Genomic DNA, 22445 nt, shown 5'->3' with positions numbered 1-22445 from the left:
TGTCGTGCCTGATTGTTAGCGGCCCGGCACCTGAGTGCAAGCCCACTTAGTCGCGAGCTGATTAGGCTGCTACGACGACAACCTTGACGGTTGCTTCAACGTCGCTGTGCAGGTGCACGGCGACGTCGTATTCGCCGAGTTGGCGAATGGTGCCGTTCGGCAGACGCACTTCAGCTTTGGCCACTTCAACGCCAGAGGCGGTCAGGGCTTCAGCGATGTCGTGAGTACCGATGGAGCCGAACAGTTTGCCTTCATCGCCCGCGGTAGCGGTGATGGTGACTTCCAGTTCAGCCAACTGAGCAGCGCGGGATTCAGCGTAAGCTTTCTTCTCGGCAGCCAGTTTTTCCAGCTCGGCGCGACGCGCTTCAAACGCAGCAACGTTTGCAGGAGTAGCGGCAGTGGCTTTGCCTTGCGGCAGCAGGAAGTTACGACCGTAACCGGCCTTAACATTCACTTTATCGCCCAGGTTGCCCAGGTTGGCGATTTTTTCCAGCAGGATCAGTTCCATTTGGTAATAACCTCTTAACTTTTAACCTTCACCGTCCGCAGGGCCAGCACCGCTCTTACGAGAGAGGCGCCCACGGAAATCAAACAGACTGTCAACAACGGCTAACAAACAGATCAGGTTTCCGGCCACCAGTAACATCACATACAACCCTATCGACCAAAAGCTCGATAGCTGCTTCATCGCAATCAGGCCGTGCCCCAACGCCAAACCTGCCAGCATCAGTGGCAGCATGCAGACCAGCGTAAACGCCCATCCTGCATCCCCGAGCAACGACGGCGCCAGAAACACACCTGCGATCAACGCAAGCGCCAGCGGCACCGGTAGACGAATCTGGCGAAACTCTTCACCAAAACCGCCAGGGTTGTATAACGACGCCTGCCAGTAACGCGCCAGAGCCAGGCTAAGGACGCTCATCATCAACAACGAGAACGTCATGAAGCCGCCCAGAAGCGGTACCAGCGATGCCTGTTGCATGCTCTGGAGTTGCTCACTGCTGGGGCCACCGGCGGATTGCGCCGGCAGTTCGGTCAGAGCCTGTCGAAACATCTCGGCCATTGCCTCAAGGTTTTCAACGAAAGCTACGCCTACCACCAGTGCAAACACTACGCCGACCGGCACACATGCCATGAGAACTCGGACCCACGACGCACTGCTGCGTAGAACCTGCGCCAGCGCCAGCGTGCCCAGCATTACCATCAGTACACTCGGCTCACCGAGGTAGCAGATATAAGCTGCTGGCAACACTGCCCAGACCATAATGCCGAGCGCATCACTCAAGCCTCTGCGCAGTAGCACCAAACCACCTGCAGCAGCGCCCAACCAGAACAACAACGGCACAATGGCCGAACCCACCACCACAAGGATGGCCTGCATACGGCCGCGCATCACGAATTCAGCTATGGCACGCATGCGATCTATCTCTTATCCCGTCTAAGCCTGATCTCAGCGGCCGTGGCTGTCGGTGTAAGGCAGCAGGGCCAGGAAGCGGGCGCGCTTGATAGCGGTAGCCAGCTGACGCTGATAACGAGCCTTGGTACCGGTGATACGGCTTGGAACGATTTTGCCGGTTTCCGAGATGTAGGCTTTCAGGGTGTTGAGATCTTTGAAATCGATCTCTTTCACGTCTTCAGCAGTGAAACGGCAGAACTTACGACGACGGAAGAAACGTGCCATGAGAGTGGCTCCTCAATAGATCCGTGGATTACTCGTCAGCGTTATCGCTGTCGCTGTTGTCGCTGTCATCGCCATCGGCAGAGTCAGCGCTTTCAGAACGATCACGACGCTCGCGGCGCTCGCTACGATTTTCCTCAGCTTTCAGCATTTCGGACTGTTCGGTAACGGCTTCGTCGCGACGGATGACCAGGTTACGGATCACGGCATCGTTGTAACGGAAGTTGTCTTCCAGCTCAGCCAGGGCTTTGCCGGTGCACTCTACGTTCAGCATGACGTAGTGAGCTTTGTGGACGTTGTTGATGGCGTAAGCCAGCTGACGACGGCCCCAATCTTCCAGGCGGTGAATTTTGCCGCCATCTTCTTCGATCAGCTTGGTGTAACGCTCAACCATGCCGCCGACTTGCTCGCTCTGGTCCGGGTGAACCAGAAAGATGATTTCGTAATGACGCATAAATGCTCCTTACGGGTTGTAGCCTGCCGCCAAACGCGGTCAGGCAAGGAGTGAAGTTCACTTGTTTGTCTTGCCACAACAAAAAGGCGCAAAAGCACCTGCCGTCGCGGCAAGGGGCGACATTCTAGAGAAGCCCCCCACCAGGCGCAAGGTAAACTGGTGATTATTTGAACAGCGAGAAACTAGCCCAAACAGGGGAAAACCACGCATCGCAGCAGGAACGCGGGCGCCGCAGGGCGCCCGAAAGACACTAAGGCTTGCTGCCCGCCTTGCGTTGACGCAGCGCTTCAAACAGACAGACGCCAGTAGCCACCGACACATTGAGGCTGCTGACACTGCCCGCCATCGGCAGCTTGACCAGGTAATCACAGTGCTCGCGGGTCAGGCGGCGCATGCCTTTGCCCTCAGCGCCCATAACCAGCACGGTTGGCCCGGTCAGATCATGTTCGTAGAGCTCCTGCTCAGCCTCGCCGGCCGTACCGACTACCCACAGGCCGCGCTGCTGGAGCTTTTCCAGACTACGCGCCAGGTTAGTCACCGCCACCAACGGAATCACCTCCGCAGCACCGCAGGCCACCTTACGCACAGTGGCGTTCAAGGTGGCGGATTTGTCCTTGGGCACAATCACGGCCAGTGCACCGGCGGCATCGGCCGTGCGCAGGCAAGCGCCAAGGTTATGCGGATCGGTCACACCGTCGAGCACCAGCAGCAGCGGCGCTCCCTCAGTGCGGTCAAGCAGTTCGTCCAGCATGGCCTCGCCCCACACCTGACTGGGACTGACATCAGCCACCACACCCTGGTGCACGCCTTCGACCCAAGCATCCATCTCGCGACGCTCACACTGACCGACAGCCACCCGCGCATCCGCGGCCAGCGCCAGCAGTGTTTGCACCCGTGGGTCATTACGCCCTTCCGCCAGCCAGATCTGCTTGACCCGCTTTGGATGGTGGCGCAGCAGCGCTTCTACAGCATGCACACCGTAGATTTTTTCCAACTGGCTCATGACTTCGCCTTACGCTTGCGCGGCCCGCCGCTGCTCGGCGCACCACCAGCAGCACCCTTGCGATGGCTACTCGGCTTACCCTTGGCGGCCGGGCGAGCGCTGTCACCTTTGCTTGCGGCAGCACCTTTGGCCGGCTTGCCTTTCGACTCGCTGAGCAAGGACTTCTTCAATGCCCGGCTCTTTTCCACATCGGTATTACCCGGCGTTGCGCGCTCGCTGCGGCGACCGGTTTTGCCTGCAGCCGACTCGAAACCACCACGGCGCTGACCTGCCGGCATAGCCGTTTTGCCTTCGGCCAGTTCGAAGTCGATCTTGCGCTCGTCAAGGTCGACACGCATAACCTTGACTTCAACACTGTCACCCAGACGGAAACTGCGACCACTGCGCTCGCCCGCCAGGCGATGATGCACCGGGTCGAAATGGTAGTAGTCACCCGGCAAGGCGGTGACGTGCACCAGCCCCTCGACATAAATATCCTGCAGTTCGACAAACAGGCCAAACCCCGTCACGGCGGTGATCACGCCCGGGAAGGTCTCGCCGACACGATCCTTCATGAACTCGCACTTGAGCCAGTTCACCACATCACGGGTTGCCTCATCAGCGCGGCGCTCGGACATCGAGCACTGCTCGCCCAACTGCTCGAGAATCGCATCGTCATACGGATAGATCCGTGCCCGCGGCATGATCGCCGCGCCGGCGCGCTTGACATGCGGAGTATCGAGTTTGGAACGGATCACACTGCGGATCGCCCGGTGAATCAGCAGATCCGGGTAGCGACGAATCGGCGAGGTGAAGTGCGCATAGGCGTCGTAATTCAGGCCGAAGTGGCCCTGATTATCAGCGCTGTATACCGCCTGACTGAGCGAGCGCAGCATCACGGTCTGAATCAGGTGGTAATCCGGACGCTCACGAATGCTTTCCAGCAGCAACTGGTAGTCCTTCGGTGTCGGACCGTCCTTGGACTTGCCACGATGCAGCGACAAACCCAGCTCGGTGAGGAATGCCTTGAGTTTTTCCACGCGCTCCGGCGGCGGGCCATCGTGCACGCGATACAGCGCCGGAATTTCATGCTTCTGCATAAACGCAGCAGTGGCGACGTTTGCCGCCAGCATGCACTCCTCGATCAGCTTGTGCGCATCGTTGCGCTGAGTCGGGCGAATCTCGGCGATCTTGCGCCCGGAACCGAAGATGATGCGGGTTTCCTGAGTCTCGAAGTCGATGGCACCGCGTTCATGGCGCGCAGCCAACAACACCTGATACAGCGAATACAGCTGCTTGAGGTGTGGCAGCACCTCCTTATACTCACCACGCAGGGCCTTGCCTTCGCTGCTTTTCGGCTGCTCAAGCATGGCGCTGACCTTGTTGTAAGTCAGCCGCGCATGGGAGTGGATCACCGCCTCATAGAACTGATAGTCGGTCATCTTGCCGGTTTTCGAGATGCTGATCTCGCAAACCATGGCCAGACGGTCGACATGCGGGTTCAACGAGCACAGGCCGTTGGACAGCTCTTCCGGCAGCATCGGGATGACCCGCTCCGGGAAATACACCGAGTTGCCGCGCACCTGGGCTTCGGCGTCCAGCGCCGAATCGATCTTCACGTAATGCGATACGTCAGCGATGGCGACGTAGAGCTTCCAGCCGCCGGAGAACAGCCGCCAGTTACTGCCATTCTTCTCGCAATACACCGCGTCATCGAAGTCGCGGGCGTCTTCACCGTCGATGGTGACGAACGGCAGGTGGCGCAGATCAATGCGCTTTTCCTTGTCCTTCTCTTCCACTTCCGGCTTGAGTTTGCGCGCTTCCTTGATCACGGCCTCAGGCCAGACATGCGGAATATCGTAGCTGCGCAGGGCAACATCGATTTCCATGCCCGGCGCCATGTAGTTACCGACGACCTCCAGCACATCACCCTGCGGTTGGAAACGCGGAGTCGGCCAATGGGTGATCTTCACCTCAACGAACTGACCCTGTTTAGCACCGGCATTACGCCCTGGCGTAACCAGCACTTCCTGCTGGATCTTGGGGTTGTCGGCGACAACAAAACCCACACCATGCTCTTCGTAGTAACGCCCGACGATGCTTTCATGGGCCCGCGCAATCACTTCAACAATTGCACCCTCACGCCGACCACGTCGATCCAGACCGGAAACCCGCGCCAACGCACGGTCGCCATCGAACACCAGGCGCATTTGCGCCGGACTGAGGAACAGGTCATCACTGCCATCATCCGGCACCAGAAAGCCGAAGCCATCACGGTGGCCGCTGACGCGACCGAGAATCAGGTCAAGTTTGTCGACCGGGGCATAAGTGCCGCGCCGGGTGTAGATCAACTGGCCGTCACGCTCCATGGCGCGCAGACGGCGGCGCAGCGCTTCCAGCTGCTCATCGCTGACCAGGCCGAACTCTTCAGCCAGCTCTTCACGCGCCGCAGGTGAGCCGCGCTCGTCCAGGTGCTGAAGGATCAGCTCACGACTTGGAATGGGGTTTTCGTATTTTTCCGCTTCACGAGCGGCCTCAGGATCGAGGGATTGCCAATCGGCCATTAGAGAGTGTTCGCCTGTTCTATATAGAGTCGGTTTGCCATGTGCCTATTGAAGCGCGAAAAAGCCCTCTGGGTCAGCATTACGCGACAATAATTTTTCGCCATCAGGGCTTTACAAGGTAAAAGGGCGACCGTATAGTTCGCGCCCACAGCGTCGAGCAGACGTTGTAACACGGAAAAGATGAGCAATCATCGATTTCAGTGCCCAGGTGGCGGAATTGGTAGACGCGCTGGTTTCAGGTATCAGTGACCGCAAGGTCGTGGAAGTTCGAGTCTTCTCCTGGGCACCAAATTTCGTGAAGTGGTCTGATAAATCACTTCGCAAATAAACGGATGCAACGCTCCGTACCGGTAACGGTGAACATTGCTGCAGTGCCCAGGTGGCGGAATTGGTAGACGCGCTGGTTTCAGGTATCAGTGATCGCAAGGTCGTGGAAGTTCGAGTCTTCTCCTGGGCACCAAATTTCAAAAAACCGAGCCAAGTGCTCGGTTTTTTATTGCCTACGATTTGATCAGGCAATTGCTGGCGGACAACAGCCTGCTCCGCCAGCCGCAGGCCGCTATACGCGGAACTGGCCCAGGCTGGCTTTGAGCTTCTTCGCCAAGCCATCCAGCACACGCCCACTGTTAGCCGTTGCAGCCACAGCCTCGGCCGCACGCTGCGCCTCGACGTGAATCACCTCAACCCGACCACGCACCGCATCCGCACCCTCGGCCTGATGAGCCGCCGCCTCGGTCGCCGCATTGATTGCGCCATGCACTTCCTCGACTGCCGCACGCACCGATTGCTGCACCCGCGCACTTTCGCGCAGAGCAGCCAGCCCCTGATCAGCCTGCTTACCGGCCTGACTGATCGCATCAACCGCCTCACGCGCCCCTTGCTGCAGGGCGCCAATATGAGTCTGGATATCACCGGTGGACTGCTGCGTCTTGCTCGCCAGCGCCCGCACCTCATCGGCCACCACGGCAAAGCCGCGCCCACTTTCGCCCGCTCGCGCCGCTTCGATGGCCGCATTCAACGCCAGCAAGTTGGTCTGCTCAGCAATCGAGCGGATTACCGTCAGCACCACCTCGATCTGCTCACTCTGTTTGGCCAGCCGCTCAATCACCGCTGCGCCGGTTTCCACACGCTGCACCAGCTCTTCGATCGAGCCACCCACGCGCAGGGCAATCGCCGCATTTTCGTCCGCCGCTTGGCGGATCGCCCCCACCCGCTGCTGAGCCTCGCGCATAGCCTGACTTTCAGCCTGAGCTTCACCCGCCATTTCCGCCAGCGCCTGCAGGCTGCCGGCCACTTCATCACGCTGGCGCTCGGCGGCTGCCTGTGCCGCAGCACTGCGCGAAGTCAGGCTACCGATCTCCTGCCCAGTGAGCGAAGCCACCTCGCCAGCCTCGCGCACAATCGGCTGCAACTTGGCCACGAAACGATTAACCGCCGCCGCCATATCACCAATCTCATCGTGGCTATTGAGCTCGACGCGCTTGGTCAGATCACCCTCGCCCGCCGCCCAATTGTTCAGCACAGCAATCAGAGTATGCAGCTTGCTGACCACCCGCTGCCCAAGCACCAGCGCCAGCACCAGCAGAATCAGCAGCGCCACTACTACCAAACCGACACTGATATTCCAGCGCAGCCCGGCAGCAGCCTTCTGCACCACCTCGCGGCTGCTTTGCGCCATGCCACTTGCAGTATCCCGCGCCACACCAAGACGCGCAGCCAGAGCCTCGGCACTGCTACTCGCGGCCCCACTCAAGCTCTCGGACACCAGCTGACCGCTGCTGTCGATCAGCCCGGCAAAGCGCTTATCCAACGCAGCCAGCTCCTCATCCACGGCGGCAGTTGAAATCCCCAACCGGACCTTGCCGATATCCGACCCCATCGGACTGATCGATGCCTCAGCGATGTACACCCCCGGATCATTGACCGCCGCCTGCAGCACCTTGTCCAATGCACCGTCGCCCTCGCCCTTGGCCATCAGCGCACGCACTCGCGCATCCTGACGATTGAGGTGGCGCGTCAATCGCTGCCCTTGGGCGTCGAAGTACACGGCAAACAACACCGCCGGATTGCGTTGTGCACCCCGCGCCAGTTCGGTCAACGCCGGCACATCGGCGTCCCAGATGGCCTTCGGCGCAACGGCTGCCAACAGCTGAGCCAACTCATCAGCCGAATGCTTGAGGTTGCTATCGAGTACCGCACGTATCTGACCCTGCTCTTGCGCCAAGCGCTCGGAAAGTCCCTTGGCGAGCTGCGCCTGGGTACTGGCAGACAGGCTGTCCAGCCCACCGCGCACCTCAGCCCCCGCCTGACTCAACTCATCCACCAGGCGCGCCGTATCACTCTGCATACCTTTGGCCAGATCGGCCTCGAGCGTCGCCACCGTGGTGCGAGTCAGCGCCACCGCGACCACCACCTGAACCAGAAGGGCCACCCCCAATGCCAGAAACACCGGCAACAACAGGCGACTGCGCAACACAGAAATAATGGCAAACACGGCAGACACTCCTAACAGCGGTAATGCCTTTAACGGCGGGGGAACAGATTTATAAAGGCTAGCCCGGATATTTCTCTCAACGCCTTTACCGAGGCCTGAAACGACAAAGGGCCGCCAATTGGCGACCCCCTGTGCACATGCCTGTGACTATCAGGCAAACGGATGGCGCAACACAATGGTCTCGTTGCGATCCGGGCCAGTGGAGATAATGTCGATCGGCGCACCGACCAGCTCTTCCACACGCTTGATGTAGGCGCGAGCAGCAGCCGGCAGCTCGTCCAGGGTCTTGGCACCCAGGGTCGACTCACTCCAGCCCGGCATTTCCTCGTAAACCGGCTGCAAGCCCAGGTAGCTGTCAGCGTCGGTCGGCGCATCGACCAGCACCTGACCGTTGGCATCCTTGTAGCCCGTACAGATACGGATGGTTTCCAGGCCGTCGAGCACGTCCAGCTTGGTCAGGCACAGGCCGGAGATGCTGTTGATCTCGATAGCGCGACGCAGGATCACCGCGTCGAACCAGCCGCAGCGACGCGCGCGACCGGTGGTCGAACCAAACTCATGACCACGCTTGGCGAGGAATGCACCGGTCTCATCGAACAGCTCAGTCGGGAATGGGCCGGAACCCACACGCGTGGTGTACGCCTTGGTGATACCGAGGATGTAATCCAGGTACATCGGACCGAAACCGGAACCGGTAGCGATACCGCCCGCCGTGGTATTGGAGCTGGTGACATAGGGGTAGGTGCCATGGTCGATGTCCAGCAGCGAGCCCTGGGCGCCTTCAAACATGATGTCCTTACCGTCACGACGCATGTCGTGCAGCACGGCAGTCACGTCGCTCATCATCGGCTTGAGCAGCTCGGCATACTCCATGCACTCATCCAGAGTTTTCTGGAAGTCGATGGCCGGCTCTTTGTAGTAATTGACCAGCACGAAGTTGTGGTAGTCCAGCAGCTCGCCGAGCTTGGCGGCAAAACGCTCGCGGTGGAACAGGTCGCCAATACGCAGGCCGCGACGCGCCACCTTGTCTTCATAAGCCGGGCCGATACCACGTCCGGTGGTGCCGATCTTGGCATCGCCGCGGGCTTTCTCACGCGCCTGATCCAGGGCCACGTGGTACGACAGAATCAGCGGGCAGGATGGGCTGATGCGCAGGCGCTCACGCACCGGCACACCTTTTTCTTCCAGCTTGATGATTTCGCGCATCAGGGCATCAGGCGCAACCACCACGCCGTTGCCGATCAGGCACTGCACGTTTTCGCGCAGGATGCCGGAGGGAATCAGGTGCAGAACGGTCTTCTCGCCGTCGATCACCAGAGTGTGGCCCGCGTTGTGACCACCCTGGTAACGCACAACAGCTGCAGCCTGTTCGGTCAGCAGGTCGACGATCTTGCCTTTGCCCTCATCGCCCCACTGGGTGCCCAGGACTACGACATTCTTACCCATAACACTAACCCTCTTCGCAAACTTGATGCCGGCTCGTACCGACGGAAACTTTTTGCTCAACCGCTCAGGCTGTCAGTGCAGCCAACAGCCAGCGGCCATCACGCAACAGCAACTGGCGATCACAACCTGCTGCCTCGGCGTCAGCGACGGATTGCCCAGGCAACGCCTGCACCACCCGCTGCCCCTCGAGGCGCAAACGCGCAATCGCCTGCCACAGGAACACATCATGGTTATCCGGAGCCCAGATACCGGCAGGCTCTTCACCCAACTGCATCTGCCCCAGGCTTACCAGGGTTTTCAGGTCCGTGGAGAAACCCGTGGCCGGGCGCGCCCGGCCGAAATCGGCGCCGATATCGTCATAGCGACCGCCTTGGGCAATGGCATACCCCACGCCCGGAACGAAGGCCGCAAACACCACACCGGTGTGATAGTGATAGCCACGCAACTCACCGAGATCAAAATACAGCGGCAGCTCGGGGTAACGCAGGCTCAGGGCATCGGCAATCGCCATCAGATCGTCCAACGCCGCATGCACATCGTCCGGCGCCTCGATCAGGCAGGCTTGCGCCAGGTCCAGCACTTCACGACCACCGCACAGCTCACTCAAGGCACGCAGCATCTTGCGCAGCTCATCCGGCAACGCTTCGGTCAACTCAACCACTTCGTCGATGGCCTTGCGCTGCAAGGCGTCGAACAGCTGCTGTTCGACTTCCCGCGACAGTTGCGCCGCGCGCGCCAAGCCGCGATAGATGCCGACATGACCCAGGTCCATGTGCACATCTGGCACTGCTGCCAACTCAAGGGTATTGACCAGCAAACTGATCACTTCCACATCACTGGCTGGACTGGCGTCGCCATACAACTCGGCACCCAGCTGAATAGGGCTGCGCGAAGTGGTCAGTGCGCGCGGCTGAGCATGCACCACACTGCCGGCGTAGCACAGACGACTCGGCCCTTCGCGGCGCAAGGTGTGCGCATCGATGCGCGCCACTTGTGGCGTGATGTCGGCGCGAAAGCCCATCTGCCGACCGGACAGCGGGTCGGTCACCTTGAAGGTACGCAGATCCAGGTCCTGGCCCGCGCCAGTCAGCAGCGATTCCAGATACTCGATATGCGGGGTCACAACAAATTCATAGCCCCAGCGCTGGAACAGATCCAGCACTTGGCGGCGCGCCACTTCAATACGCCCTGCGTATGGTGGCAGTACTTCTTCGATGCCATCTGGCAGCAGCCAGCGGTCTACCGTTGCCATTTCGCCATTCCCCTCTTGAACCGGGCGGCACAAGCCTTCAGTGAAGCCAATAAAGGACGGTTGTTCCCAGCAGCATGCTGGCCAACCCCATCAGACGCAGCTGCCGATCAGACAGCTGGGTCAGTTGTAAAAGCGCGCCACGCCAATGGCGCGGACACAGGAAGGGCAGGATGCCTTCCAGCACCAACACGAGACACAACGCGATGCCTAATTCCTGCCACATGCTTCCCACAGACGCAAAAAAGCCGGGATTTTCCCGGCTGCCGCATGATACCACGTTTTCCACAAGGATCACCCCGGCGGCTGCCCGCCGGGGTGATGACTTAAGGCTTGGACTTCTCCAGGTAGCGGAAGAAGTCGCTCTTCGGATCCAGCACCAGCACATCACGCTTGTCCGCGAAGCTCTCGCGGTAAGCCCTCAGGCTGCGATAGAACGAATAGAACTCCTGATCCATGCCATAAGCCTTGGAATAGATCGCCGCGGCCTGGGCATCACCCTCACCACGCAGCTCTTCCGCCTGACGGTAGGCATCGGCCAGCAACACGCGACGCTGACGGTCAGCATCGGCGCGAATACCTTCGGCCAGCTCCTTACCTTTGGCGCGGTGCTCACGAGCCTCGCGCTCACGCTCGGAACTCATGCGATCAAACACGCTGCGGTTGACTTCCTTCGGCAGATCGATGGCCTTGACGCGCACATCCACCACCTCAATACCCAGCTCACGCTGCGCCGCACGGTTCAGGGAAGCCGTCACGTCGGCCATCAGCGCATCACGCTCACCGGAGACCGACTCATGCAGCGTGCGCTTACCGAACTGGTCACGCAGCGAAGCTTCGAGACGACGCGCCAGGCGCTCGTCGGCAATCTGCTTCATACCAGACGTTGCGGTGTAGTAACGCTCGGCATCCAGCACCCGCCACTTGGCGAACGCATCAACCATCAACGCTTTCTTTTCCAGGGTCAGGAAGCGCGAGCTGGTGGAGTCCAGCGTCAGCAGGCGAGCGTCGAACTTGCGCACCTGGTTGACGTACGGAATCTTCACATGCAGGCCCGGCTGCACGTCCGGCTGGACGATACGACCGAACTGCAACAGCACCGCACGCTCAGTCTGCGCCACGATGTAGAAACTGTTCCAGGCGACCAGCGCCAGCACCACGCCAACAATAAGGGCGATCAGCGATTTATTGCTCATCAACGGCTCTCCCTTGTACGCAGCTCAACCTGACGCGGATCGATGGTTACGCGCGCACTGCCGGTATCAGCGGCACCGGCCGCACCGGACATAGCGCTTGGCGCAGACGAGGCACGCCCGTCGATCATCTTGTCCAGCGGCAGGTAAAGCAGGTTGTTCTGCCCTTTATCGCCGGTTACCAGCACTTTGCTGGTGTTGGTCATCAGTTCCTGCATGGTGTCGAGATACAGACGTTCGCGTGTCACTTCCGGCGCCTTGCGGTACTCGGCAACCAGCGCAGTGAAACGATCCGCCTCACCCTGGGCGCGGGAAACCACCTCATCACGGTAACCATTGGCGTCTTCGATCAGGCGCTGCGCTTGACCGCGCGCTTCCGGCACCACACCGTTGGCATAGGTTTCCGCCTGGTTCTTCTCGCGCTGCTCGTCTTCACGGGCACGGATCACGTCATCGAAGGCTTCCTGCACTTCACGCGGCGCCGCAGCGCTCTGCAAGTTGACCTGGGTAACCGCGATACCGGTGCGATAGTTGTCGAGGAAGCGCTGCAAGCGATCCTTGACCTCACTGGCCATCAGCTCACGACCTTCGGTCAGCACCTGGTCCATCTCGGTGGAGCCCACCACGTGGCGCACGGCGCTGTCGGTGGCATGCTGCAGACTGATTTCCGGCTGATCAACATTGAGGACGAAGTCTTGCAGGCTGCTGATCTTGTACTGCACCGTCAGCGGCACTTCGATGATGTTCTCGTCTTCGGTCAACATCTGCCCCTGCTTGCTGTATGCACGCTCGCGGGTGACGTTTTCCTGAAACTTGCGATCAATCGGCGGGAAGTAGATGTTCAGACCCGGGCCGACCGTCTCGTAGTACTTGCCGAAGCGCAGCACCACGGCCTGCTCCTGCTCGTCGACAACATAGATAGCACTGTACAGCCAGACCGCAGCCAGCAGCCCCAACCCCACGAACAGCAGGCCGAAACCGCCACCGTTGCCTGAGCCAGTCTCGCTGCCTCGTTTTTTGCCGCCACCGAACAGCCCATTCAGGCTCTCCTGTAGCTTGCGGAAGGCCTCATCGATATCAGGTGGCCCCTTGCGATCACCGTTCTTACGGCCGCCCCATGGGTCCTGATTATTCGAGTTGCCACCCGGCTCATTCCAAGCCATAGCGCTCTCCATCTGATAAAGCAAAGACGCGCCCACGGCGCGCCCGCCAATGCTACAGAATGCATGCAACCCGCGGCAAAGTCGCGGGCGCAGGCTTTATTGCAAAGTGTGTTGCTCAATAAATTCCTGCGGCGCAAGCCCTTCGCGACTCACTAGGCGGTTCAGCTCAACGCGCGGCAGACGCACCGCCAGCAAACTGCTGCCATCTTCGCTGTAGGATTCGCTCTGTACCACGCCCAGCGCAAAGAACTGCGCACGCATACGCCCCAGGCGCTGCGGCAATTGCAATGTACCGACAAACAGGTCGTCACCCAACAGCTCCGCGATCGCCTGACGCAACAACGGCAAACCGCGCCCATCACGTGCCGAGAGCCAGACCCGCTGCGGCTTGCCATCGGCATCACGCTGAATCTGCGGCTCCACCCCCTCAAGCAGGTCGAGCTTGTTGTACACCTCAAGCATCGGCAGCTCCTGAGCACCGATCTCGCCCAGCACAGCCAGCACCTGCTCGATCTGCTGATCACGCTCAGGCTCGTGGGAGTCGATCACGTGCAGCAGCAAGTCAGAGTTGCTCGACTCTTCAAGGGTCGCGCGAAATGCCTCGACCAGCTTGTGCGGCAGATGACGGATAAAGCCCACGGTATCGGCGAGCACAATCGGCCCGAGGTCATCCAGCTCCAGACGGCGTAAAGTTGGATCAAGAGTGGCGAACAGCTGATCGGCCGCGTAAACGTCGGAAGTAGTCAGGGCATTGAACAGGGTCGATTTGCCGGCGTTGGTGTAACCCACCAACGACACCGACGGAATGTCCGCACGCTGGCGACCACGCCGCGCCTGCTCACGCTGGCTGCGCACCTTCTCGAGCTTCTGTTTGATCTGGCGAATCCGCACGCGCAACAGGCGGCGGTCAGTTTCCAGCTGGGTTTCACCTGGCCCACGCAGGCCGATCCCGCCCTTTTGTCGCTCAAGGTGAGTCCAGCCGCGCACCAGGCGCGTGCTCATGTGATCGAGCTGCGCCAGCTCGACCTGCAACTTGCCTTCATGGGTACGCGCGCGCTGGGCGAAGATATCGAGAATCAGGCCGGTACGATCCAGCACCCGACACTCGAAAGCGCGTTCAAGGTTACGTTCCTGACTGGGCGTGAGCACATGATTGAAGATAACCAGGTCGGCCTCAGCGGCCTTGACCTGATCACGCAGTTCTTCAACTTTGCCGCTGCCGATCAGGTACTTGGCGGTCAGCCGATTGCTCGGAATGCTGAAAAACGCAACAGTTTCGGCACCGGCTGAAAGCGCCAGTTCCTGAAACTCTTGCGGATCTTCGCGCACCTCGGAATTTTGGCCGTCCAGATGAACCAGAATGGCCCGCTCTCCACCTTCATGGCGCTCGAAGAACAATGCAGCCTCCTAAATCAGGCGTTACCAGGCTCAGCTTCAGCTTGCTCGGTTTCGCTTGCGCTCGGCAGACGTACCGGACGGCTCGGCACCACAGTGGAAATGGCGTGTTTGTAGACCATCTGGCTGACAGTGTTTTTCAGCAAAATCACGAACTGGTCGAAGGATTCGATCTGGCCCTGCAGCTTGATGCCGTTGACCAGATAGATGGAAACCGGGACGCGTTCCTTACGCAGGGTATTCAGGTAAGGGTCTTGTAGCGAATGCCCTTTTGACATGTGCCGCACTCCTTTAAGGATCAATTTTCAATAATTTTTAGTAAACCAACGAACGGCTTAAAGCCGTCCTACCCCCAAGAGTAGACGGCCAACGGCAAGGTCTCAGGTCAATATGGAGACCGCTGCCAGGCATTTCAAGGCACGCGGCAGATTGTCGCAAGCCGCACTATCGAGCCAATGCACATCCTGCTGCCAACCACGCAACCAGGTGAACTGCCGCTTGGCCAGCTGCCGCGTAGCGATAATGCCACGCTCCTGCATCTGTGCAGCGTCGAGGTTGCCGTCCAGATAATCCCAGACCTGGCGATACCCCACCGCTCGTATAGACGGCAGACCGACGTGCAAGTCACTTCGCTGACGCAGGCGTTCGACCTCAGCAACCAACCCCTGTTCCAGCATCAACTGAAATCGCAAAGCGATTCGCTCGTGCAGCAGCTGGCGTTGCGCCGGGGCAATGGCCAACTGCGCCACAGTATAGGGGAATTGACGCGCCGCCGATGTGCCGTCCACAGTATTTTCTGCAGCCTGGCGCTGGCGGTGAACAGTCATGCTTTCGCCGCTGACGTGATAGACCTCAAGGGCGCGAATCAGGCGCTGCGGGTCATTGGGGTGGATACGTGCCGCCGACTCAGGGTCGACCGCACGCAACTCGGCATGCAGCACCGCCCAACCTTCGGCCTGGGCACGCGCCTCCAGCTGCGCGCGCAACGACGCATCGGCACTCGGCATCTCGGCCAGACCATCCAGCAACGCCTTGAAATACAACATGGTACCGCCCACCAGCAGCGGAATACGGCCACGCGCAGTGATATCCGCCATGGCCGCCAGGGCATCAACCCGGAACTCGGCCGCCGAATAGCTCTCAGCCGGATCGCGGATATCAATCAATTGATGTGGAAACTCAGCCAGCGTGGCTTTGTCCGGCTTGGCGGTGCCGATATCCATATCACGGTAGATCAGCGCCGAATCCACGCTGATCAACTCACATGGCAATACCCGCGCCAGCTCAATGGCCAGATCGGTCTTACCGGCTGCAGTCGGCCCCATCAGGAAGATCGCCGGAGGCAAGCGCTCGGACATGCTCAAATTCTCCTAGTGGCGCGGTGACTTAACGGCCGCGCAGGAACAGCTTGTCCAGGTCATCCATGCCCATTTGCGTCCAGGTCGGACGCCCATGGTTGCACTGACCACTTCGCTCGGTGTGTTCCATGTCGCGCAACAAGGCGTTCATCTCCGGCAAGGTCAGCCGCCGATTGGCGCGCACCGCCCCGTGGCAAGCCATGGTGCCGAGCAACTCATTGAGATGCGCCTGAATACGGTCAGTGGTGCCGTATTCCAGCAGGTCCGCCAGCACGTCCTGCACCAGACGAGTGGCCTCAGCTTGCTTGAGCAATGCCGGAATCTGCCGAATTGCCAGCGTTTCCGGGCCCAGGCGCTGTAACTCGAAACCCAGCCGCTGGAACCACTCGGCATGCTCTTCGGCGCAATCCGCTTCACGCTGGCTTACGGCAATCGACTCCGGCACCAGCAGTGGCTGGCCACGCAACCCTTCACTGGCCATGGCCACCTTTAGCCGCTCATAGGTGATGCGCTCATGGGCCGCGTGCATGTCCACCACGACCAGGCCTTGCACGTTTTCGGCGAGGATATAGATGCCCTTGAGCTGAGCAATCGCGTAACCCAGAGGCGGAATGTCGCCCTGCGCATCCGGCAGAACCGCTGGCGTCGGCGTATTGGCCAGCGGAGTGAAATACTCACGATAAGCGCCTTGAGCCTCGGCGGCCGGCAGCGGAGTTTCCGGGCGATAGCCCTGATAGCCGGCACCTGGCGAGCGCCAGACGGATGCATTGGGCGCAGGCTCCAGCAGGCTGGCCGCCAGACCGATCTCGCCCTGTGGGCCAAACTCGCCAGCTGCCTGCCCCGTAGGTCGCACCATCTCAGTCACCGCCGCCGGAGCCGCGAGCTGATCCTCCGGGCGCACTTTACCAAGAGCACGGTGCAACGTGCCGTAGAGGAAATCGTGCACCATGCGGCCATCACGGAAGCGCACTTCGTGTTTGGTCGGGTGCACGTTGACGTCAACCACCGACGGGTCGATTTCCAGAAACAGCACAAAGGTCGGATGACGGCCGTTGAACAGTACATCGCGGTAGGCCTGGCGCACCGCGTGGGCAACTAGCTTGTCGCGCACCATGCGGCCATTCACATAGAAATACTGCAGGTCCGCCTGACTGCGCGAGAAGGTCGGCAAACCAACCCAGCCCCACAGATGCAGGCCATTGCGCTCGATATCGATGGGCAGCGCCTGCTCCAGAAACGCCGGGCCACATACCGATGCCACGCGTCGCGCACGGCTCTGCTCATCTGGCGCCTCATGCAGACCGAGCACCGTCTTGCCGTTGTGACGTAGATGGAAGGCCACATCAAAACGCGCCAGCGCCAGGCGCTTGATCACTTCTTGCAGGTGATCGAATTCGGTTTTTTCGGTCTTGAGAAACTTGCGCCGCGCCGGGGTGTTGAAGAACAGGTCGCGCACTTCTACCGAGGTGCCCACCGGATGCGCTGCAGGTTGCACGCGCGGCTGCATATCGCGGCCTTCGGTTTCTACCTGCCAGGCCTGCTCGGCACCTTCGGTGCGTGAGGTCAACGTCAGGCGCGCGACGGAACTGATCGACGCCAGCGCCTCACCGCGAAAGCCCAGGCTCATGACCTGCTCCAGGTCTTCCAGCTCACGAATCTTGCTGGTGGCGTGACGTGCCAATGCCAGCGGTAGGTCGTCCGAGGAAATGCCACTGCCGTTGTCACGGACCTTGAGCAGCTTGACGCCGCCCTGCTCGACATCCACTTCGATGCGGCTGGCCCCGGAGTCCAGGCTGTTTTCCAACAGTTCCTTGATCACCGAGGCGGGTCGCTCGACCACTTCACCGGCAGCAATCTGGTTTGCCAGCCGCGGGCTGAGCAGCTGGATACGTGCGGCTTCACTCATGGCTGCGCAGCCAGAGCAGTGGCGGGAATCTGCAGGCGCTGACCGACCTTGATCACATCATTTTTCAGCGCATTGGCATTGCGCAGGGCGCCCAGGCTGACCTGATAACGCTGGGCAATCAGTGCCAGGCTTTCGCCGGAGCTGACCACATGCTCGCGCGGACCGAGGGCGATTTTGCCATTGTCACGCAGCCAGGCCACGTGAGTGCCAGGCGGCGGGTTCTCGTGGAAGAACTGCCGCACCCCCGTAACGATCGAGCGAGCCAGCGCTTGCTGATGGCTGGCACTGGACAGCTTGCGGGCCTCATTAGGGTTGGAGATAAACCCAGTTTCAACGAGGATCGACGGAATATCCGGGGACTTCAGCACCATAAAACCAGCCTGTTCCACCCGCCGTTTATGCAGCGGGGTGACGCGCCCCATATGACCAAGCACCTTGTTGCCGACGTTCAGGCTGGACGACAGCGAAGCTGTCATCGACAGATCAAGCAATACCCCGGCGAGCATCTTGTCCTTGTCGTCCAGGCTGACATTGCCGGCACCGCCGATCAGGTCCGACTGGTTTTCCGCATCCGCCAGCCAGCGTGCGGTCTCCGAGGTGGCACCGCGATCTGACAGGGCGTACACCGACGCACCGAATGCAGCAGCGCGCGGCGCAGCATCGGCATGGATGGAGACAAACAGATCGGCACCCTTCTTGCGGGCAATCTCGGTGCGCTTGCGCAGCGGGATAAAGTAGTCACCTGTGCGCACCAACTCGGCACGGAAGCCCTTCTCGGCATTGATCTGCCGTTGCAGTTCCTTGGAAATCGCCAGGGTCACGTGCTTTTCATACTGGCCTTTGACCGGCGACAGTGCGCCCGGGTCTTCACCGCCGTGGCCGGCGTCGATGGCAATCACGATATCGCGCTTGCCGTTGGGCACTGGCGTCAGCTTCGGCGGAGCCTGGGTCGGCGTAACCGGCACTTGGGGAGCCGTGGTCACGGTTGTGGCGGGCAGGCTAGGTACGGCCCCGCTTTCCTGATCGAACAGGTCAACCACCAGGCGATGGCCGTATTGCTGATTGGGCGCCAGGGTAAAGCTCTTCGGTGTGACCGCTGCTGACAGGTCGATGACCACGCGCAGGTCATCCGGAGTGCGTTGCGCCGAGCGCACGCCAGTGATCGGGGTGTTGCTCAGGGTCAACTGATCGAAATTGGTGGCCAGTTTGGCCCCACTGACATCAATCACGATGCGATTGGGCGCCGACAACAGGAACACGCTGTGTTGTACCGGGCCGGACAGATCAAACACCAGGCGCGTGTTATCCGGCGCGCGCCACAAGCGGACACTGCGCACATCCGAAGCGGCCAACACATCGGCGGCCAAGGCGACCAATGCCACTCCAATTGCGATGAAACGCGCGCCTATGCGCATAGCCAACCCCATTATTAATTCATGCCCCGACGGCCAAGGTGGCGCACCAGGTGTTGCCGCGCTCGCCTTGCGCCTGCAAATGCAGCGCCCGGCCGGCTCCTTGCGGGCTAATGGTAATGTCCATGTCTGCCTTTGGCAAAACGCCTGCACCGCGTTGCGGCCATTCGACCAGACACAGGGCATCGCCCTCGAAATAATCACGAATACCAAGAAACTCCAGCTCCTCGGGATCGACCAAGCGGTACAGGTCGAAGTGAAAGGCCCGTACCGCGCCCAGCTCATAGGGCTCCACCAGGGTAAAGGTCGGACTTTTTACCGCCCCGACATGCCCCAACCCACGGATGATGCCGCGCGACAGGGTGGTTTTACCGGCGCCGAGGTCACCATGCAGATAGATCACCCCAACCCCGCCGGTCACTGCGGCAATACGCGCCCCCAGCGCCAGCATCGCCTCTTCATCAGCGGCAAACAGTTCTAACTCAGACACGCAGACTGCTCCTGCAACAATTCACGAATAACCGCACACAAATCACTGGCCGCCAGACCACGGCCCTGCTGCGCCAGACGCTCACCGGCCACGGCATGCAGATAGACCGCCAGCTGCGCCGCTGGCAGCGCAGCCAAACCTTGCGCCAGCAACGCACCGAGAAAGCCGGCCAGCACATCACCCAAACCAGCACCGGCCATGGCGGGATGGCCACGCTCACACAGCCACAGGCCGCCATCCGGCGCAGCAATCAGGCTGCCCGCACCTTTCAGCACACACACTGTTTGATAACGCCGGGCCAGAGCGCGTGCGGCCGCCGGACGATCAGCCTGCACCTCGGCCGTACTGACACCCAACAAGCGCGCGGCTTCACCAGGGTGCGGCGTCAACACGGTACCCGTCGGTAGCTGGACCAGTCCCTGAGCCAGCAGATTCAACGCATCGGCATCCCAGACCTGTGCTTGCGAACTGACTGCCGCAGCCGACAGTAGGCTACGCCCCCAGGCGCCCTGACCTAACCCCGGCCCAACGACCCAGACACTGGCATTCGCCCCCAGGCTCAGCAACTGATTGGCCGAGGCCACGCCAGCCGCCATCACCTCAGGCAAGCGCGCCTGCGCCGCAGACAAATGCTCACTGCGCGTGGCAAGACTGACCAGACCGGCACCCGCGCGCAGCGCGCTTTGCGCCGCCAACAGGCCGGCCCCGGCAAAACCACGATCCCCGCCCACCACCAGCACATGACCCAACTGCCCCTTGTGCACACCGTGCGAACGCGCCAGCAACTGCGGCAAGCGGTCTTGCGCCAGGCGCTGGGCCGTAAATGCTTGAGCAGCAACCAGCGTCGCATCGGCCTGGAGATCGTCAAACTGCAACTCACCGCGATAATCCGCCGACTGTCCGGTGAACAGGCCCAGCTTGAGGCCAATCAGGGTGACCGTCCGCTGTGCACGCACGGCAACGCCCAGCACCTGGCCGGTATCGGCGCAAAGCCCGGACGGAACATCCACCGCCAGCACCGGCAGACCGCTGGCATTGAGCAGGCGGATGGCCTGGGCATAGGGTTCACGCACGGCGCCCTGCAAGCCTGTGCCAAGCAGGGCATCGAGCACCACGCCCTGCAACTCGGCGTATTCGCTCCAGGGCTGCACTGCCACCCCGGCAGCCAACGCCTGATCGCGGGCCAGGGCGGCATCGCCCTGCAACTGCGCAACATCGCCGACTGCCAGCACCTGTACCCGCCAGCCCGCCCGCAGCGCCAAGGCGGCCACGAGGTAGCCGTCACCCGCATTATTGCCGCGCCCAGCCAGCACCGTCAGCACGCCCGCATCCGGCCAATTGCGGCGCAGAGCCCGCCAAATGGCATGCGCGGCGCGACTCATCAACTCGAAACCCGGCGTGCCAGCAGCGATCAGCCGCGCATCCAGCTCGCGCACCTGGGCAGCGCTGTAAAGCGGCAGAGGAAGATTGTCAGGCGATTGCAGCATGCGTCGGCTCCGATGTCTGGCAGAATTATACCCACCTGCGCTCCGGTTACCCGCCCTCATATGAAGACTGACACCCTTGACCTTGCCGCCCTCGCCCAGTCGATCAAAGACTGGGGCCGTGAGCTGGGCTTTCAGCAGGTCGGGATTGCCGATGTGCAACTGGGCGAGCACGAAGCACACCTGCAACGCTGGCTGGATGCCGGCTATCAGGGTGAGATGGACTACATGGCCGCCCACGGCAGCAAACGCTCCCACCCGGACGAGCTGGTGCCCGGCACCCTGCGTGTGGTGTCACTGCGTATGGACTACCTGCCCGGCGACACGCAAATGGCGCAGCGCCTCGCCCAACCGGAGAAGGCCTATGTGTCGCGCTATGCGCTGGGCCGCGATTACCACAAGCTGATCCGCAAGCGTTTGCAGCAACTGGCCGAGCGCATCCAGCAGCAGACCGGCCCATTCGGCTACCGCGCCTTTGTCGACAGTGCGCCTGTGCTGGAGAAGGCTATCGCCGAACAGGCCGGGCTCGGCTGGATCGGCAAGAACACCCTGGTGCTCAACCGCAAGGCCGGCAGCTACTTCTTCCTCGGCGAGCTGTTTGTCGATCTGCCACTGCCCGTGGATGAGCCGCATGCCACGGAGCACTGCGGGCGCTGCACAGCCTGCATGGACATCTGCCCGACCGCCGCCTTTGTCGGGCCCTATGTGCTGGACGCGCGGCGCTGCATCTCCTACCTGACCATCGAGCTCAAGGGTGCGATCCCCGTTGATCTGCGCGCCCCCATCGGCAACCGAGTGTTTGGCTGCGATGACTGCCAGATGGTCTGCCCATGGAACCGCTTTGCCAAACCCACCGAACAGGGCGACTTCCAACCGCGCCATAGCCTGGACAATGCCGAGCTGGCCGAGCTGTTTTGCTGGAGCGAGGAAGAATTTCTTAACCGCACCGAGGGCTCACCGCTACGCCGCGCCGGCTACGAACGCTGGCTACGCAACCTGGCCGTGGGCCTGGGCAACGCGCCCTCAAGCATCCCGGTGCTGGAAGCCCTAAAGGCGCGCCGGGAGCATCCATCGGAGCTGATCCGCGAGCACGTCGAATGGGCGCTGGCGCGTCACGGCCTGTAGCCGAATACATCTGAACGCATATAAAAAAGCCCGCATTAGCGGGCTTTTTTAT

Annotated in this window: 20 protein-coding genes, 2 tRNA genes and 1 pseudogene; 3 read left to right on the top strand and 20 right to left on the bottom strand. The window is 60.9% G+C overall.

Annotated features, from left to right (window positions below):
- Window positions 1-61: 61 nt before the first annotated feature.
- From rplI to rnr, 6 genes are all read right to left on the bottom strand, one after another.
- Entirely contained in the window at window positions 62-508 is a 447-nt protein-coding gene (gene rplI, locus ACSQ17_RS13595) for a 50S ribosomal protein L9 (protein WP_090376762.1), read from the bottom strand.
- A gap of 21 nt (window positions 509-529) precedes the next feature.
- Entirely contained in the window at window positions 530-1417 is an 888-nt protein-coding gene (locus ACSQ17_RS13590; protein WP_436069232.1) for a hypothetical protein, read from the bottom strand.
- 33 nt (window positions 1418-1450) lie between these two features.
- Window positions 1451-1681 carry a 30S ribosomal protein S18 gene (gene rpsR / locus ACSQ17_RS13585; RefSeq protein WP_003246847.1) on the bottom strand — a complete coding sequence of 77 codons (231 nt, stop codon included), beginning with the start codon at window positions 1679-1681 and terminating at the stop codon, window positions 1451-1453.
- Window positions 1682-1709: 28 nt separating this feature from the next.
- Complete coding sequence (gene rpsF / locus ACSQ17_RS13580) at window positions 1710-2132, bottom strand: 30S ribosomal protein S6 (RefSeq protein WP_108485748.1); 423 nt, start codon at window positions 2130-2132, stop codon at window positions 1710-1712.
- A 250-nt stretch (window positions 2133-2382) separates the two neighbouring features.
- Window positions 2383-3135, bottom strand: a complete 753-nt coding sequence (rlmB, locus tag ACSQ17_RS13575; protein ID WP_436069231.1) for a 23S rRNA (guanosine(2251)-2'-O)-methyltransferase RlmB — start codon at window positions 3133-3135, stop codon at window positions 2383-2385.
- Entirely contained in the window at window positions 3132-5678 is a 2547-nt protein-coding gene (rnr, locus tag ACSQ17_RS13570; RefSeq protein ID WP_436069230.1) for a ribonuclease R, read from the bottom strand. Before rnr ends, rlmB begins: the two co-directional genes overlap by 4 nt.
- A gap of 202 nt (window positions 5679-5880) precedes the next feature.
- Here rnr and ACSQ17_RS13565 point away from each other — a divergent pair.
- Window positions 5881-5967, top strand: a tRNA-Leu gene (locus tag ACSQ17_RS13565).
- A gap of 84 nt (window positions 5968-6051) precedes the next feature.
- A tRNA-Leu gene (locus ACSQ17_RS13560) sits at window positions 6052-6138 on the top strand.
- 99 nt (window positions 6139-6237) lie between these two features.
- Here the strand turns inward: ACSQ17_RS13560 and ACSQ17_RS13555 are convergent.
- From ACSQ17_RS13555 to ACSQ17_RS13490, 14 genes and pseudogenes are all read right to left on the bottom strand, one after another.
- Window positions 6238-7122: a methyl-accepting chemotaxis protein gene (locus ACSQ17_RS13555; RefSeq protein ID WP_436070478.1), complete on the bottom strand. Its 885-nt coding sequence runs from the start codon at window positions 7120-7122 to the stop codon at window positions 6238-6240.
- A pseudogene (locus ACSQ17_RS13550) lies at window positions 7096-7356 on the bottom strand (HAMP domain-containing protein); the annotation flags it as partial. The gene ACSQ17_RS13555 and the pseudogene ACSQ17_RS13550, both read right to left, overlap by 27 nt.
- Window positions 7357-8322: 966 nt before the next feature.
- Window positions 8323-9618 carry an adenylosuccinate synthase gene (locus ACSQ17_RS13545; protein WP_233683557.1) on the bottom strand — a complete coding sequence of 432 codons (1296 nt, stop codon included), beginning with the start codon at window positions 9616-9618 and terminating at the stop codon, window positions 8323-8325.
- 64 nt (window positions 9619-9682) lie between these two features.
- A complete protein-coding gene (locus tag ACSQ17_RS13540) occupies window positions 9683-10870 on the bottom strand; it encodes an ATP phosphoribosyltransferase regulatory subunit (protein ID WP_436069229.1) in 1188 nt (395 codons plus the stop codon).
- A 37-nt stretch (window positions 10871-10907) separates the two neighbouring features.
- Window positions 10908-11093 carry a DUF2065 domain-containing protein gene (locus ACSQ17_RS13535; RefSeq protein WP_436070477.1) on the bottom strand — a complete coding sequence of 62 codons (186 nt, stop codon included), beginning with the start codon at window positions 11091-11093 and terminating at the stop codon, window positions 10908-10910.
- A gap of 100 nt (window positions 11094-11193) precedes the next feature.
- Window positions 11194-12063: a protease modulator HflC gene (hflC, locus tag ACSQ17_RS13530; RefSeq protein ID WP_275960555.1), complete on the bottom strand. Its 870-nt coding sequence runs from the start codon at window positions 12061-12063 to the stop codon at window positions 11194-11196.
- On the bottom strand, window positions 12063-13223 hold the full coding sequence (hflK, locus tag ACSQ17_RS13525; protein ID WP_436069228.1) for an FtsH protease activity modulator HflK: 1161 nt from the start codon (window positions 13221-13223) through the stop codon (window positions 12063-12065). Before hflK ends, hflC begins: the two co-directional genes overlap by 1 nt.
- A 96-nt stretch (window positions 13224-13319) precedes the next feature.
- Complete coding sequence (gene hflX / locus ACSQ17_RS13520; RefSeq protein WP_233683552.1) at window positions 13320-14621, bottom strand: ribosome rescue GTPase HflX; 1302 nt, start codon at window positions 14619-14621, stop codon at window positions 13320-13322.
- A 14-nt stretch (window positions 14622-14635) separates the two neighbouring features.
- Window positions 14636-14896, bottom strand: coding sequence for an RNA chaperone Hfq (gene hfq / locus ACSQ17_RS13515; RefSeq protein ID WP_090249679.1), 261 nt, complete (start codon window positions 14894-14896; stop codon window positions 14636-14638).
- A gap of 102 nt (window positions 14897-14998) precedes the next feature.
- On the bottom strand, window positions 14999-15976 hold the full coding sequence (gene miaA, locus ACSQ17_RS13510) for a tRNA (adenosine(37)-N6)-dimethylallyltransferase MiaA (protein ID WP_436069227.1): 978 nt from the start codon (window positions 15974-15976) through the stop codon (window positions 14999-15001).
- 28 nt (window positions 15977-16004) lie between these two features.
- A complete protein-coding gene (gene mutL / locus ACSQ17_RS13505; protein WP_436069226.1) occupies window positions 16005-17882 on the bottom strand; it encodes a DNA mismatch repair endonuclease MutL in 1878 nt (625 codons plus the stop codon).
- Window positions 17879-19297: an N-acetylmuramoyl-L-alanine amidase gene (locus ACSQ17_RS13500; RefSeq protein ID WP_436069225.1), complete on the bottom strand. Its 1419-nt coding sequence runs from the start codon at window positions 19295-19297 to the stop codon at window positions 17879-17881. The genes mutL and ACSQ17_RS13500 overlap by 4 nt, the downstream gene beginning before the upstream one ends.
- Before the next feature lie 19 nt (window positions 19298-19316).
- Complete coding sequence (tsaE, locus tag ACSQ17_RS13495; RefSeq protein WP_436069224.1) at window positions 19317-19784, bottom strand: tRNA (adenosine(37)-N6)-threonylcarbamoyltransferase complex ATPase subunit type 1 TsaE; 468 nt, start codon at window positions 19782-19784, stop codon at window positions 19317-19319.
- The gene (locus ACSQ17_RS13490) at window positions 19772-21271 is read right to left on the bottom strand and encodes an NAD(P)H-hydrate dehydratase (RefSeq protein ID WP_436069223.1); all 1500 of its coding nucleotides are present in this window, start codon (window positions 21269-21271) and stop codon (window positions 19772-19774) included. The genes tsaE and ACSQ17_RS13490 overlap by 13 nt, the downstream gene beginning before the upstream one ends.
- A 60-nt stretch (window positions 21272-21331) precedes the next feature.
- On the opposite strand from ACSQ17_RS13490, the gene queG reads away from it, so the two are divergent.
- Entirely contained in the window at window positions 21332-22393 is a 1062-nt protein-coding gene (gene queG / locus ACSQ17_RS13485) for a tRNA epoxyqueuosine(34) reductase QueG (protein ID WP_436069222.1), read from the top strand.
- Window positions 22394-22445 lie beyond the last annotated feature (52 nt).

Source organism: Pseudomonas sp. LjRoot71, from assembly GCF_964253255.1.
GTDB lineage: Bacteria > Pseudomonadota > Gammaproteobacteria > Pseudomonadales > Pseudomonadaceae > Aquipseudomonas.
Note: the sequence above shows the minus strand (reverse complement) of the source record. Positions and strands in the feature narration are given on the sequence as shown.